Raw genomic sequence first — 13,324 nt, 5'->3', positions numbered from 1 at the left:
TAGTTGACAAGGTGGGTGTAGGGAATTCCTCACCCGCCTTTTATTTTACACCTACATGAAAAAACCATTAATACTACTTATCCTTCTAGCCTCGCTAAACATCAAAGGTTTTTCTCAGGAATCGATTATAAAAGAATTTGCTGAACCACGGAGATCCACCCGTTGGATGAACCCATTGTGCTTCTACCCAAGTACTTTGCGGATGATTAATATCTCTCAAGATCCGAAATTTAACGAGCTGGTCAACGACATTGAAAAAGTGTTAATCTACACGCTAGATTCTGCTACTATTGCTTCAAAGTCATATGGCGATTTTTTGAGCGATTATGAAAATAAGGGGTATGAAGAATACATCAGCTTATATGGAAAGCAAAAAGTTAAAGTCATTGGAAAAGAAGATGAATATGTAGGGGTGATAGCAGCTGAAGACAATGCAATGTGCTTCTACCTGCGTGGTTCGATTCCGTTCGCCAAAATTCCGGAACTGATGCAAAGCTTCCAAAGCGATAATTTGTTACCCATGATAACTGACCAATTCAAATGAGCGTCTTAAAAATCAATAAACTCACCAAGAAATTTGGCAGGCTTACAGCTGTAGATCAGCTTGATCTCACAATTAAAGAGGGACAGGTATACGGTATACTCGGTCCAAATGGCAGTGGTAAAACAACCACACTAGGAATGATCCTTGAAGTGGTGGCGCCAACCAGCGGTAGCTTTGAATGGTTTGGTGGAATGAACAATGTAGAAGCTCGTCAGAAGATAGGATCTATCCTGGAGACGCCTTGTTTTTACAGTTACTTATCTGCAGTCCAGAATCTTCGAATAGTCGCTCATATCAAAAAATGTGGTATAGATCGGATTGATGATATACTCAAGCAAGTGAATCTCTATGATCGGAGAAATGATAAATTCAAAGAATATAGCCTGGGCATGAAACAACGACTTTCTCTGGCTGCCGCTCTCCTATCAGATCCTCCTGTACTTATGTTAGATGAGCCAACAAATGGTTTGGACCCGGAAGGTATTGCCGAGGTTCGTCAACTCATACGTGACATAGCTGCTCAGGGCAAAACCATCATCATGGCCAGCCATTTGCTGGATGAGGTTCAGAAAGTATGTACAGATTTCTGTATCCTAAGGAAAGGTGTAAAACTCTATGAAGGATCGGTTCATGAAATATTAGGTGAGACCAATGTAGTAGAAATTTCTGCCTCTGACCTTGATGCACTTTCAGCTACTGTTGAAAAGTTTGAGGGCATTGAAAAACTTGAAAAAGAAAATGGTTCCCTTTTGGCTTTTTTGAAAGAAGGACAATCTTCAGATCACCTAAACAGATTCTGTTTTGATCAGGGCATAGCTTTGAAAAAACTCATCCCTCAGTCTAAATCACTGGAGCAGGAATTTTTAAAAATATTGAAAGAAAATGATTAGAGCATTTACACTTGAATGGCTAAAACTGAAGCACTACAGGGTATTCTGGATCCTGTTTGGTCTTTACCTCCTTGCCCAATTGATTATCACTAATGGGGGAATTTTCTTCCTGGAATGGCTTGAAAGCAAGGGAGCAGATATTGAAGGAATCAAACCTTCCATTTTACCAATTTATGACTTTCCGGATATCTGGCACAATGCTACCTGGTTGGGATCTTACGTTAAGATACTCATCTCATTTATCATTATCGTTTCGGTAAACAATGAGCTTTCCTATAACACATTACGTCAAAATATTATTGATGGAATCAGTAAACGGGAGTTTTTACTTTCCAAACTTTCACTGATAATTTTCCTGGCTGCAGTATGTACCATCGTTCTTTTCATATCGGGTTTAATTGCCGGTCTTCAGTACTCCCATGTACTGGATTTAAAGTATATATTTTCAGATCTGGAACATCTGGCAGCATACTTTCTACAGCTTGTCATATTTGGTCTTTTTGCATTTAGTGTGGCCATGGTGATTAAGAAAGCTGGGTTCGCGATTGTGCTAATTTTCCTCTATAGTATTGTCTTCGAACCGATCATTGCAGGCATACTGGAGTTTGCACCATTCACGAAAGATTACACGGCAGGAATTGTGAAGTTCTTCCCTATTTACTCCATCGAAAAGCTTTGTGGTAAATTTTATGAAAGTCCTTTTGCCAGGTATATTTTCCAGGAAATCAAGGAAGGACCACTGTGGTTTGAGTGGATTATTCCGATTATTTGGGGTTTCATTTACATGACTTTTATCACCTGGATTCTCAATAAAAGAGACTTAAAAGCCTAAACGATTTATTCGCACAGTTCACCTAAGATTTTTATTATCTTAACTAAAACCCTCATAATTAGTGAGGGTTTTTTGCGTTGTTTGTGTTAGAATAATGAATAAGGAAAGCAGGTTATGATAAAATTTGTATCAATTCTCGTTTCGGTGGTCTCCTTCAACTTTGTTGTATCATACAGTACCACCAAGGCTGAAACTCTACCTCAGGAAGTAGGTATCGAATTCAGCGATTCTGCCATCGCAATTGAAAGCGGGCAACCCGTTTTCAGTAAAGGAACCAAAATTTGGTTATCTAATCCCCTAAAAGAAAATATCAAGCTTTACCTGAACGAAGAAGAAAAAGAAATTAACTCAGAAAAAATTGAATTATCTGAGATAGCAAATTTGAAAGAAGGTACTTACACGTTGGTATTGAACACCACATCCGACGAAAAAGTATTTGGGTTCACGATTCAGTAAAAAGTTAGTTAGGTTGTTAAAAGGTTAGCGCATTCCTCTTAGGGTGCGCTTTTTTTATACATAATTAGTTAGCAGGAAATAGACGATCTGAAGTGAAAATAAGATCAATATCACAGCGACTGTTCGATTCATGTTCCTTACGAATTTGACAGTGATTAAATGCTTCAGTCTATGAGCAATAAAGGCTTTTCCTAAATCCATGCTAAAGATCATGATGAGCATACCAGAAAAAAATTGGACTTGCTCATTAAATCCATATTCAAAGTTGATCACACTCACACTCACCCAGGTGGCCCAGGTAACGATAATAAAAGGATTCAGTCCATTCAACAACAGTCCCTTCGCAAACTGCTTGGCAACATTGGAATCACTGGCAATGTTTTCTCGTTGAATTTTTGGCGTTTTGAACCACGAATAAACACCGTAAGCACTCAACATCACTACACCGAAAATGCCTATCCAAAATTTGAAATTGTCTGTCTCCAGGGCTTTGGTCATACCAAATAACACAATTAGCACATAAAAAACATCACTAATAGAGATTCCGATGGCAAGAAAGATCGCCTTTTTAAATCCTTGCTGAATACTGGTCTGAATGAGCGCAAAGAAGGCTGGCCCCAGCGCAAAAATGAAAATGAGACCAAAAATCAGTCCGTTTATAATAGGTGGCATTTAGCTGGCTTGGAAATTTTGTTCTGCGAGAAAATTTTTCCAAAGTTGGGCCTTTTCTTTCTTAAGTACACGCGGAAATTTGTTTTGACTGCCAACTTTGCCTTGAGCTTCCATCCACTGATAGAAAACACTTGTAGGAAAAACGCTGATTCTCAGCTCCTTGAGTGCCGAACTTCTCTCCACTTTATAATCATCATTTAAAGACATTAGGTAATGATCAATGCGTTCTTTCAACCGCTCCTGATCTAGCTCATCGTCTGTTCCTATATACCAATGATGCGCAAATAAGCTATCGGCTCGTTCGCCCAACAACGTAAACTCTCTTATATCTATTTTCATCTCATCTTCTACCAACTCTATGGCTTTATTCATATTATCCAGGCTAAGATGCTCCCCACAAAGACTCATAAAGAGCTTGGTCCTTCCAGTAATTACAATTTCGGTTTCTTCTATGGACGTGAACTTGATCACATCTCCAATCATGTACCTCCAGGCACCCGCATTTGTAGTAATAAGCAAAGCATATTCTTTATTTTCCTCTACCTCATCTATCTTCAGCGTTTCCGCTTCTGGTTTTATTTTCCCGTCTTCGTCAAAGTTTCGCTCAGTAAAAGGCACAAATTCGTAAAATATCCCATTATTCAGCACCAGTCGCATGGATTTACGATTAGGATATGCCTGAAAGGCAATGAATCCCTCCGAAGCAAGGTACGTCTCCATGTAGTAGAGCGGCTTAGCCAACAGCTTCTCAAACCCTCGTTTGTAAGGCTCAAAAGAAACACCTCCATGAACAAATATTTTAAGGTTAGGCCAAATATCATGGATGGTCTGGAGGTTGTTCTTTTCAATTATTTTTTCCATCATGATCTGGAGCCATGCCGGAACGCCAACAATAACACCAATATCCCAGTCGGGTGCTTTCTTTACGATCTCTTCCAACTTGTCATGCCAGTCCTTGGTTTTGGCAATCTTTTTTCCGGGCTTGTAAAAATGCTGAAACCAAAAAGGGATTTGAGCCGCAGTGATACCCGAAAGATCACCTTCAAAATAATGACTGCTTTTTTTCAAATCTGTGCTCCCTCCAAGCATTAATATTCCTTTAGAAAAAAGTGATGCAGGTAGATCGTATTTGCTCATGGTTAGTATCTGCCGCATAGAAGTTTTGCGGATAGATTTTACCATATCGCGTGTAATCGGAATATATTTTGATGGTGCTCCGGACGTACCAGAACTCAAAGCAAAGTATTTGATTTTACCAGGCCAACACACGTCTTTTTGTCCTTCCTTCGCCAGGCGCCACCACTCCTCGAATATTTTATCATAATCAAATACCGGAACGTGGGACTTAAAGGTCTGATAAAATTGATCTTTGTCTTCCTTAAATGATCTCAGGAGTTCATCGAAGGAGTGAGCCTGCCCAAACTTCGTAGATTGGCAGTGAATGAGTAAGTTTCTTAGCTCTTGCTTCTGTAAATCAAGTGGGGAAGTGTACAACTGCTCCAAACTTTCCCTCAACATGATTCCCTTCTTGAGTAATGTCCCTAAAATTGCCATTCAATACGATTGAAACTTATTCTTGAGATTTCAAATTTAAGGGATGTAAAAGAGATAAAAATGAGCGAAATATCAAGCCATCTAAAAGATTTAAAAGAAAGCTTACCTCAAAATTGCACCCTGGTGGCCGTAAGTAAGACCAAGCCAGCAGCAGATGTGATGGAGGCTTATGAAGCCGGTCATCGGGATTTTGGTGAAAACAAGGTACAAGAGCTCACACAAAAGGCCGAAGAACTACCTAAAGACATTCGCTGGCACATGATCGGTCACCTGCAGAGAAACAAAGTGAAGTACATTGTGGATTTTATCCACCTCATTCATGGTGTAGATTCATTGAAGCTACTAAAAGAAATCAATAAACAAGGTGAAAAAGTAGATCGAGTGATTGATTGTCTGCTTCAGATGCACATCGCGGAAGAAGACACCAAGTATGGGTTGGATCTGGACGAGCTAAATGAAATTCTTAATGGCGAACAACTCAAAGAAATGACTCATGTGAGAATAGTTGGACTGATGGGGATGGCTACCTTCACTGAGGATCAGGAACAGGTAAAAAGAGAATTTAGAAGTCTAAAATCGATATTCGATGAAATAAAAGATTCTGACCATACCCATGTTCAGATGAACATTCTATCCATTGGGATGAGTGGAGATTACACCATCGCCCTGGAAGAGGGAAGCAATATGGTCAGAATCGGTAGCGCGATTTTTGGCGCAAGAAAATAATTTAGTTATTCGGATCCGGAGGCATCACATTGGTTACAATCTTCACGCGCTCAGGATTGTTTACCGCGTTGGACATCACCGTAATCACCTTGTTTTGCATACCCATTTTTCCTGCACTGTTAAAGACAACCTTGATTTTTGCGGTTTTCCCGGGTGCAATGGGCTCTCTTGGCCACTCCGGTGCGGTGCAGCCGCAAGTCGTTCGCACATCTGAAAGAATCAATGGCTCATTACCCACATTCTCAAACTCGAATATGTGTTCTACTTTTTCGCCCTGCGTTATTTCTCCAAAATCATGTGATTTCTCAGTAAATGAAATCTTTGGGCCAGTCATTGGCTCTTCTTCCTGTGCTGTCGCAAACAATGCAAATCCTACCAACAGCAATGACGCTAAATATTTCATAGTATTTTTAATTATGTAATTATTCAATCAAAATTAACGAAGATCTTTTTTATATGTTAGAGCAAAAGCAGATAGGGAACCCATTCGAAGGAAAAGTGAGGGTTCGCGTTTGTGGTCTTTTGATTGAAAATAATAAGGTACTGTTACTCAAACATGATAATATTGGTCCGGGAGGGCACTTATGGTCTCCACCGGGCGGTGGCGTTGAGTTTGGTGAAAGCATGGAAGAAACATTGAAAAAAGAGTTTAATGAAGAAACAAATCTTAAAATTGAGGTGGGAGACTATCTCTTTACCAATGAATTCATCAGTAACAAGTATCACGCAATTGAGTTATTCTTTAAAGTCCGCCGTATCAGCGGCCAGTTAAAACTGGGTAGTGACCCAGAATTAAGCCCTAAGGAACAAATTTTATCTGATTTGCGGTTTTTCTCATGGGAGGCACTGCAAGAGCTGCCGGCAGTCACCATTCATAATGCGTTTAGTGCCGCTGGTGCAAGAGATAAAATTGCCGAACTTAGGGGTTTGATTACTTTTAAGCATTAATAGTATTCTGGTGCTTCAAGAATCACCATTAAATATTTATAATTGCAAAAACCTAGCGAAAAAGAAATTTAGCAATGAGTAAAACAAAGATTGTTTCTGTGGTCATGCTCGTAGTATGGGTGTCATTGGCCGTATTTTTAGTATACAGTATCAAATCATCCATCGATGAAGCCGAGCGAATCGAGAAAGCAGAGGCTCGAATCATAGAACAACTGAAAATGATCCGGGAGGCTGAGATTGCCTATATGCAGGTAAATGGACAATATACCAGCGATTGGGACAAGCTTTTAGCATTTATAGACACAGGGAATTTTTACCTGACTGAGAAAACGGAGACTATCATTCCTCAGCCATATGGTAAAGACAGTATCTATGTAGAAATTGATACCCTTGGTACCAAACCTGTGATGGACTCCCTTTTCAGCAAAGAAAGGTGGCCTAAATTTGATTTAGCCAATTTGCCTTACGTGCCAGGTTCTAATCCACCTGTAAAATTTGACATTTGGGCAGACAAGATTCTGAAGGCAGGGCTTTACGTAAATGCCATTGAGGTGAAAAACCCTAGACCTGTTGATCCAACAAGAGACGAAGAAAGTGAATACAATACCCGGAAGCCACTACGGTTTGGTTCGCGCACGAGTGTGACCACTGCTGGTAACTGGGAGTAATATATTTTGATCGCACAAGAAACATCGACATATAAGCTTGTTAAGCGAGTAAAGGATACCAAGTTCACCATCGACGAACTTGACCACTACTCGCTTATCATGCAGGTCGGGATCAACGACCTGCAATTTGCTGTTGTTGACTCTCAAGACAATGTGGTGATGGGATTGGAGGATTACCGCCTCCAGGGAATCAGGACGGTAAATGGTCGCCTGAGACTGATCAAGGAGATCCTAGATAATCACGAATATCTAACTGCGGGTTTCTGGAAGGATGTGAAGCTGTGCCTAAAATCACACAAGTTTTCACTTGTTCCAGCCAATATGTTTGTGCAAGAGGCAGCAGCTGACTACCTGGCTCTGAATAGTGAGATAAAAACTGCTTTCGAGGAGGTAAACTACTACAAGCAATTAGCTGTAGACACGGTGAATGTCTTTGCCGCAGAAACAAAATTGTGCCGATGGATTGAATCCATTTACAAACGAAAGAAAGTACACGTCATCCATCAGGGTAGCGCCCTTATAGAAGGGGTTTTTAAGCATGCAGACCATATTGAGGAGAAAAGCATGTATGCCTATGTGGATCGTGGCATCCTACACCTCATTGTTACAGAGGGACAAAAGCTACTTTACTACAACCAATTTGCCGCTCGCAAAAAAGAAGACTACCTCAAGTACATAATGCTGGTATTCAATGAACTGGGCATGAGTGGCAAAGAAAGCCATGTATTTATATGGGGCTTTATAAAGCCAAGCTCTGAAGAGATGGGGTTGCTTAAGCGCTACATCCGTAATATCTCCTTTGGCTCCAAGCCATCTTTCCTTCGATTTAGCTACCTCTATGATGAAGTGGAAGATCACCAGTACTTTGACGTGCTGAGTGGGTATCTTTGTGTGTAAGCTTTAGCCTGCCTTTGTCAGCAGAAAGAGTCAAACCCAATTATCGATAAACCAATTATGAAAACAGCCATTTTCCCCGGATCTTTTGACCCCTTCACCAAAGGCCATTTTGATATTGTGATGAGAAGCCTGGATTTATTTGACCGGGTGATCATAGCGATTGGTCACAATACTAAAAAGAATAAACGCTACTTTGAGCTGGAATGGATGGTAGATAAGATCAATGAGGCATTTGCTAATGAAAGCCGTGTGGAGGTGGAAGTGTATGATGAACTTACGGCCTCTCTGGCAAAAAAATACGATGCAAACTTCATGGTGCGTGGATTGCGAAATACCACCGATTTTGAATATGAGAACAGTATCTCTCAAATCAACAGGTACCTAAATGAAGACTTGGAAACCATCTTTTTGATTACCTCTCCGGAGCTGGCTCCTATCAGCTCGAGTATCATCAGGGAAGTACACCGTTATGGCGGGGACGTAAATCCATTTTTGCCTTATGAGGTTTAAACTCGCTCACTGAGGTAGTCTGGCTAAACCTCCTTTATCATCTTGGTGTATTCCTGCATCACATACCGGATGGATCGATATGAATCATGCAATGCTCTTCTGACCTCTTCCAATGTCATCCATTCCACCTGTTTGATCCCCTCTCCTGTCTGAGGAGCCATATTGGTATCATCAATGCAATGCATAGCAAACCAGTGAGTTTTCTTTAGCACATATTTTTTCTTGGTAACATAGGTATGCCATACTGCATCGATCTTCTTATCGATTGCTACTTTCACTCCTGTCTCCTCTTCTACCTCTCTCACTGCACAATCCTCTATTGTTTCTCCTTTGTCTAGCTTTCCTTTGGGTATGTCCCATACCTTTCTACGGAAGATCATAAGGAGCTTCCCCTCTTTTTCCACGATTCCTCCGCCTGCCTCTATCACTTTGAATTTACTTTTCAAGTAGTCAATCAGCTCTCTTTTTTTTCTGGAGGAAATGAAAATGGAATGCACTTTTTTGAGCTTTTTATCTGTCATGAGCTTTAGTAGCCCGTCTACCTGATCAAAAGACGCATTCATGATCAGTACATCATCCACCAGTACTTCCGGTACGATATCCTCAAACTCCCGAATTACCAACCCGTATGCACGCTTCATGTTGATTTTCTTCTCAGAGAGGATATAGACCGGAATGTCGTTAATAAAAATCTTCATTAAATGAATTTGAAGCAGCAATTAAATGATAAAATAAAAATCAAACAAGCAGATGATATTATGGATCGGTAATTCCGGCGTTTTATTTTTGCAGCCTCATGAGCATCAAAATCTACAACCCTAAGCTGGCCGCAGAAGTAGCCGCAGACTTATTAAAAATTGGAGCCATCAAACTCAGTCCTGAAAAACCATTCACCTGGGCCTCCGGATGGAAATCTCCGATCTACTGTGACAATCGATTGAGCCTTTCTTACCCTGATGTTCGCTCCAAGATCAAAACAGCATTGTCTCTCGCGATTTCTAACTCTTTTGATGGGATAGATGTGATTGCAGGGGTGGCAACAGCGGGTATCCCCCAAGGAGCACTGGTAGCAGAAGAGCTGGGGCTTCCTTTCATTTACGTTCGGTCCAAATCAAAAGGACATGGACTGCAAAACATGATCGAAGGTAAAATCGAGGAAGGTCAGAAGGTACTCTTGGTAGAGGACCTGATTTCTACAGGGGGTAGCTCACTGGCTGCAGCTGATGCACTGAGAGAAGCAGGTGCAGAGGTGGTGGGAATGGTGGCCATCTTCACGTACGGCTTCCAGGTATCTGTTGATAACTTCAATAAAAAGGGGGTAAACCTGATCGTGCTCAGTGATTACCACCATTTGCTGGATCATGCGCAGGATGAGCGTATGTTTGAAAACGAGGTATTGAAGACACTAAAAGAATGGCGTGAGAATCCCGGGAATTGGGGGTAATTACGTCAACTTGAAATTGATTTTCATCAATTAACAGTCAAAATGAAAGAGGGCCTAATAAAGGATGCATACGAAATAATTATTAAGGAAATACAAACAGTAATAACTGCTTCGTACCTAATCGCTGTGGGAATAGGTATGCTTTTTAACTTCCAGAAATACTCTGAATTTGGAATAAATATATTCGATTATTCAGATGTCTTTGACTTTCTGATCGCACCTTTTTCTGACTTTCATATCCTAATATTTGCTACGGCTTCTATTTTAATTGTTTCCTTTTTAATCAAACTGGACACTATATGGAAAACCAAATGGCCAAAATCATACTCAAAAGCGAACTTTGGTCGTGATAAAAAAACATGGTTCAAGACCTATAGAAACGTCCTGTTCATAATAAGCTTTCTTCTTTACTTGTATCTGTCCGCAGATCTTTATGGAGAATACGCAAAGGACAAAATCATCAACCAAAATGACATTTCTATAAAATTGGCCGACAATGAAGTAAGATCAGGAAAGCTAATAGGCAAGACAAAAGACGTGATTTTCTTGCAGGATAAACAAGGGGTTTATGCAATTCCTATTTCATCTTTAGTGAAGGAAATCAGAATTAAATAAGGATTCTGCGACAATCAAAAACTCATTGATTCTATCCCTGCTCATCTGCCGCAAAGAAATATTCGTGCCGTACCATCCCTCAGTTTGTGGCTAGGGTTAGCACCACCCATTTCAAGAAACTAATACTTCTCTTCCACGCCCAATCCAAACAATGCAAAATCATATTTCACCGGATCAGTGGGGTCAAGTTGTTTGAGATTTTCAGTGAGATCAACAGCTGTTTGCCAGTTTGTTTGTTTTCTTTTTATAAGACCAAGTTTCCGTACCACTCTATCTACATGCAAGTCACATGGGCATATTAATTCATTCGGCTTGATTGACTGCCAAATGCCAAAATCGACCCCCTTATCATCCTGCCGAACCATCCATCTTAAGAACATATTAATTCTCTTACATGCTGATTTTCTAGCCGGATTAGGGATGTGCTTGTATGTCCGAATCGGGTGGTCAGGAAGCGAGAAAAATAACTCAAAAAAATGAGTGAGTCTCTCCTCCATCGATGAGGATTCTTCCGAATTACCAATGAAGGCCTCCTCCAATGACTCATGGCGCTCATAAAACCATCTAAAGAAGTGCAGAAAGTACAAAGCATCGGTGCTATTGAATGTCCGATGCTTAAAGTCAAGAAACGGTTTTAAATCATCCTCCTTATACTGAAGTACAAACTGATGTGGTTCATTGCCCATCAATCGCAAAAACTCATGGCTTTTATTGATGATGGTTTTACGCTGACCCCAGGCAAACACAGCCGCAATAAAGCCAGCTATCTCAATATCTTGCTTTTTGGCATACTCATGCGGAATACATACAGGATCATTGGGGATAAACCCAGGCTGATTGTATGCTTCAACCTTAGCGTCTAAAAAAGCCTTTAGCTCCTGTTTGTTCACTGCTTGTTGTATGAAACCTCCACCCGTGATTTGGAGTCGAGAATGCCCAATTGATCATAAGCGGGCTGAGATAGACGCAAAAGCAGGTTTTTATTAAGCCCTGTATTCGGCAGCTTACCTACCACCTTCACATACACCACCTGATTATTCATCAGATTCCGTACCTCAAGATTCGTACCTATAGGTAATGACCGATGCAACGCTAAAAAACGGCTCGTATTCATCGATTGGATTACTGAGGCCACACCCTCTTCATAGATTCGCTCAAAGCCTCTATCATCAATTTGTGTTCTGGTTTTCTTTGTTGGCTCATTGATTCCGGACTCAGATGCATCTTCTTTTTGCTTAAAAAACAGCTTCTGTCCTATTTTTAGATAATCACCATTAAGGCCATTCCAGACCTTTAAACTGTCGATGCTTACACCTATTTTTCGGGCAATGGTTGATAGCGTTTCACCTGTTTGAACCAGGTATTTTTCAAAATCAGCAAACGGATCTGTCGCCTCTTCTGCCACACTATCATCCTCCCGAATCCCCTGTATTACAGAGGTATCGGATGCATCCACACTATCAGGTTGCGCTTCCGCTTTTGGGATTTCCGCATCACTACTCAATTTCAATTGCATCCCCGGAGAAATATTATTATCTGGCAGGTTATTCCATCTTCTCAGCTCTTTTAATTTCACGTCATACTTCCTTGAAATACTATAAAGCGTTTCCCCCAATTGCACCACGTGAATATCATCAGCCACTGGACTTTCGCTCACCACTACCACTTTTACCGGCTTTTCTTCTTCCACCAACACATAGATAATCTGTCCGATTTCAATTCTATTGTCAACGATCTGATTGTGCTTGATGATACCAATTACCGATCCTCCATAGCGTTTAGCAATGGAGTAAATGGTTTCTTCCTCCTCTACCTCATGTACAATAAAAAGTCCTTCAGCCCTGCGTTCTGCACGTATGCTATCAAGGGGGTTTGCCAAAGACCCCATCGTTATCAACAGACTAACCAGTGTAAACACAAACTTCATTTCGGTCTTTTATGAAAATTAATTGGTTGTCAAACACAAAAAATGCGCCAGAAGAGAAGCCCCTCATCTCCTCATCCTGTTTCACCTTCCATTTCTTCTCTCCGTTTTCCAGGAGAAGCAAATATCGATCAAATCCGTTAGCAGAACGAAGATAGTAGCTGATTATGATTTTATTCTGCCACTCTAAATATTCACAGGAAACCGGAAGCTCCAATGATAAAAATTTAGAAACGGTATCAAAGTAGTCCGATCCATGCTCATAAACCTCGGGATGCCTGGCAGGTGAGGAGAATTCAGGTAAATGCTCCCATTCAACCTTCAAGCCACTTTCAAAATCTAAACTGAAAAATGATTGCTGTGTTGGATCACTTTGATCCAAATATTTTACAAAATACAGTTGATTTGATTTCACTCCCACCAATTTATCCCACCATGAAATATCCGCTTTTCGACTTTCCATGTCAAGGTTATTAAGATTCAGCCTGACAATAAAAATAATCTGATCTTCCTCATTTCTAGACTCTATGTATAAGCATTCATGTTCCTCATCCAGAGCAGTGCCCCACGCTGATCCCTTTAGCAAAATTTGTTTAATTGATTTTGGAAACATGATAAGAGTAGCGCTATGTTCTAGATTAAAT

The 13,324-nt window shown here is 40.5% G+C and carries 18 protein-coding genes; 11 read left to right on the top strand and 7 right to left on the bottom strand.

From position 1 onward, the window contains the following. Positions 1-55 precede the first annotated feature (55 nt). The 4 genes from ACXAH9_RS07130 (at position 56) to ACXAH9_RS07115 (ending at position 2,722) form a co-directional block, all read left to right on the top strand. Positions 56-544: a hypothetical protein gene (locus ACXAH9_RS07130; protein WP_474894164.1), complete on the top strand. Its 489-nt coding sequence runs from the start codon at positions 56-58 to the stop codon at positions 542-544. Continuing rightward, positions 541-1,434: an ABC transporter ATP-binding protein gene (locus ACXAH9_RS07125; protein WP_474894163.1), complete on the top strand. Its 894-nt coding sequence runs from the start codon at positions 541-543 to the stop codon at positions 1,432-1,434. Before ACXAH9_RS07130 ends, ACXAH9_RS07125 begins: the two co-directional genes overlap by 4 nt. Continuing rightward, positions 1,427-2,266, top strand: coding sequence for an ABC transporter permease (locus ACXAH9_RS07120; RefSeq protein ID WP_474894162.1), 840 nt, complete (start codon positions 1,427-1,429; stop codon positions 2,264-2,266). The genes ACXAH9_RS07125 and ACXAH9_RS07120 overlap by 8 nt, the downstream gene beginning before the upstream one ends. Positions 2,267-2,380: 114 nt before the next feature. Continuing rightward, positions 2,381-2,722, top strand: a complete 342-nt coding sequence (locus ACXAH9_RS07115) for a hypothetical protein (RefSeq protein WP_474894161.1) — start codon at positions 2,381-2,383, stop codon at positions 2,720-2,722. 54 nt (positions 2,723-2,776) lie between these two features. Here ACXAH9_RS07115 and ACXAH9_RS07110 read toward each other — a convergent pair whose 3' ends face one another. Both ACXAH9_RS07110 and ACXAH9_RS07105 read right to left on the bottom strand, forming a co-directional pair. Beyond that, on the bottom strand, positions 2,777-3,394 hold the full coding sequence (locus ACXAH9_RS07110; protein ID WP_474894160.1) for a LysE family translocator: 618 nt from the start codon (positions 3,392-3,394) through the stop codon (positions 2,777-2,779). Beyond that, the gene (locus ACXAH9_RS07105) at positions 3,395-4,948 is read right to left on the bottom strand and encodes a GH3 family acyl-acid amido synthetase (RefSeq protein WP_474894159.1); all 1,554 of its coding nucleotides are present in this window, start codon (positions 4,946-4,948) and stop codon (positions 3,395-3,397) included. Between the two features lie 60 nt (positions 4,949-5,008). Between ACXAH9_RS07105 and ACXAH9_RS07100 the strand changes: the two genes are divergently transcribed. Then, positions 5,009-5,674 carry a YggS family pyridoxal phosphate-dependent enzyme gene (locus ACXAH9_RS07100; protein ID WP_474894158.1) on the top strand — a complete coding sequence of 222 codons (666 nt, stop codon included), beginning with the start codon at positions 5,009-5,011 and terminating at the stop codon, positions 5,672-5,674. Between the two features lies 1 nt (position 5,675). Here ACXAH9_RS07100 and ACXAH9_RS07095 read toward each other — a convergent pair whose 3' ends face one another. Beyond that, positions 5,676-6,077 (bottom strand): DUF1573 domain-containing protein, encoded by a 402-nt coding sequence (locus ACXAH9_RS07095; protein WP_474894157.1) that lies wholly within the window; start codon positions 6,075-6,077, stop codon positions 5,676-5,678. Positions 6,078-6,130: 53 nt separating this feature from the next. On the opposite strand from ACXAH9_RS07095, the gene ACXAH9_RS07090 reads away from it, so the two are divergent. The 4 genes from ACXAH9_RS07090 to coaD all read left to right on the top strand — a co-directional run bounded on the left by ACXAH9_RS07090 (position 6,131) and on the right by coaD (position 8,697). Further along, positions 6,131-6,622 carry an NUDIX domain-containing protein gene (locus ACXAH9_RS07090; protein WP_474894156.1) on the top strand — a complete coding sequence of 164 codons (492 nt, stop codon included), beginning with the start codon at positions 6,131-6,133 and terminating at the stop codon, positions 6,620-6,622. 74 nt (positions 6,623-6,696) lie between these two features. Continuing rightward, positions 6,697-7,290, top strand: coding sequence for a hypothetical protein (locus ACXAH9_RS07085; RefSeq protein ID WP_474894155.1), 594 nt, complete (start codon positions 6,697-6,699; stop codon positions 7,288-7,290). Positions 7,291-7,296: 6 nt separating this feature from the next. Continuing rightward, on the top strand, positions 7,297-8,187 hold the full coding sequence (locus ACXAH9_RS07080) for a DUF3822 family protein (protein WP_474894154.1): 891 nt from the start codon (positions 7,297-7,299) through the stop codon (positions 8,185-8,187). Positions 8,188-8,241: 54 nt separating this feature from the next. After that, entirely contained in the window at positions 8,242-8,697 is a 456-nt protein-coding gene (coaD, locus tag ACXAH9_RS07075) for a pantetheine-phosphate adenylyltransferase (protein WP_349564163.1), read from the top strand. Positions 8,698-8,720: 23 nt separating this feature from the next. Here the strand turns inward: coaD and ACXAH9_RS07070 are convergent, their stop codons facing one another. Continuing rightward, positions 8,721-9,395 carry an NUDIX hydrolase gene (locus tag ACXAH9_RS07070; protein ID WP_474894153.1) on the bottom strand — a complete coding sequence of 225 codons (675 nt, stop codon included), beginning with the start codon at positions 9,393-9,395 and terminating at the stop codon, positions 8,721-8,723. Positions 9,396-9,499: 104 nt separating this feature from the next. Here ACXAH9_RS07070 and pyrE point away from each other — a divergent pair, with 104 nt between their 5' ends. Then, a complete protein-coding gene (pyrE, locus tag ACXAH9_RS07065) occupies positions 9,500-10,141 on the top strand; it encodes an orotate phosphoribosyltransferase (protein ID WP_474894204.1) in 642 nt (213 codons plus the stop codon). 42 nt (positions 10,142-10,183) lie between these two features. Further along, positions 10,184-10,756, top strand: coding sequence for a hypothetical protein (locus ACXAH9_RS07060; RefSeq protein ID WP_474894152.1), 573 nt, complete (start codon positions 10,184-10,186; stop codon positions 10,754-10,756). 119 nt (positions 10,757-10,875) lie between these two features. Here the strand turns inward: ACXAH9_RS07060 and ACXAH9_RS07055 are convergent, their stop codons facing one another. Genes ACXAH9_RS07055 through ACXAH9_RS07045 form a run of 3 tightly spaced genes read right to left on the bottom strand, consistent with a single transcriptional unit; the run spans position 10,876 to position 13,266 of the window. Continuing rightward, positions 10,876-11,646 (bottom strand): TIGR02757 family protein, encoded by a 771-nt coding sequence (locus tag ACXAH9_RS07055; RefSeq protein WP_474894151.1) that lies wholly within the window; start codon positions 11,644-11,646, stop codon positions 10,876-10,878. Beyond that, positions 11,643-12,683, bottom strand: coding sequence for a LysM peptidoglycan-binding domain-containing protein (locus ACXAH9_RS07050; RefSeq protein WP_474894150.1), 1,041 nt, complete (start codon positions 12,681-12,683; stop codon positions 11,643-11,645). Before ACXAH9_RS07050 ends, ACXAH9_RS07055 begins: the two co-directional genes overlap by 4 nt. Continuing rightward, positions 12,658-13,266, bottom strand: coding sequence for a DUF4905 domain-containing protein (locus ACXAH9_RS07045; protein WP_474894149.1), 609 nt, complete (start codon positions 13,264-13,266; stop codon positions 12,658-12,660). The genes ACXAH9_RS07050 and ACXAH9_RS07045 overlap by 26 nt, the downstream gene beginning before the upstream one ends. Between the last annotated feature and the right edge of the window lie 58 nt (positions 13,267-13,324).

Source organism: Ekhidna sp. ABH4_415, assembly GCF_056161305.1.
This window is presented reverse-complemented; position numbering and strand designations above follow the sequence as displayed.

Excerpts from the sequence above, each read along its gene's own strand:
- ACXAH9_RS07090 (WP_474894156.1), top strand. The coding sequence starts at position 6,131 with ATGTTAGAGCAAAAGCAGATAGGGAACCCATTCGAAGGAAAAGTGAGG.
- ACXAH9_RS07120 (WP_474894162.1), top strand. The coding sequence starts at position 1,427 with ATGATTAGAGCATTTACACTTGAATGGCTAAAACTGAAGCACTACAGG.
- ACXAH9_RS07125 (WP_474894163.1), top strand. The coding sequence starts at position 541 with ATGAGCGTCTTAAAAATCAATAAACTCACCAAGAAATTTGGCAGGCTT.
- ACXAH9_RS07060 (WP_474894152.1), top strand. The coding sequence starts at position 10,184 with ATGAAAGAGGGCCTAATAAAGGATGCATACGAAATAATTATTAAGGAA.
- ACXAH9_RS07100 (WP_474894158.1), top strand. The coding sequence starts at position 5,009 with ATGAGCGAAATATCAAGCCATCTAAAAGATTTAAAAGAAAGCTTACCT.
- ACXAH9_RS07130 (WP_474894164.1), top strand. The coding sequence starts at position 56 with ATGAAAAAACCATTAATACTACTTATCCTTCTAGCCTCGCTAAACATC.
- ACXAH9_RS07070 (WP_474894153.1), bottom strand. The coding sequence starts at position 9,395 with ATGAAGATTTTTATTAACGACATTCCGGTCTATATCCTCTCTGAGAAG.
- ACXAH9_RS07050 (WP_474894150.1), bottom strand. The coding sequence starts at position 12,683 with ATGAAGTTTGTGTTTACACTGGTTAGTCTGTTGATAACGATGGGGTCT.
- ACXAH9_RS07085 (WP_474894155.1), top strand. The coding sequence starts at position 6,697 with ATGAGTAAAACAAAGATTGTTTCTGTGGTCATGCTCGTAGTATGGGTG.
- ACXAH9_RS07110 (WP_474894160.1), bottom strand. The coding sequence starts at position 3,394 with ATGCCACCTATTATAAACGGACTGATTTTTGGTCTCATTTTCATTTTT.
- ACXAH9_RS07115 (WP_474894161.1), top strand. The coding sequence starts at position 2,381 with ATGATAAAATTTGTATCAATTCTCGTTTCGGTGGTCTCCTTCAACTTT.
- ACXAH9_RS07105 (WP_474894159.1), bottom strand. The coding sequence starts at position 4,948 with ATGGCAATTTTAGGGACATTACTCAAGAAGGGAATCATGTTGAGGGAA.
- ACXAH9_RS07095 (WP_474894157.1), bottom strand. The coding sequence starts at position 6,077 with ATGAAATATTTAGCGTCATTGCTGTTGGTAGGATTTGCATTGTTTGCG.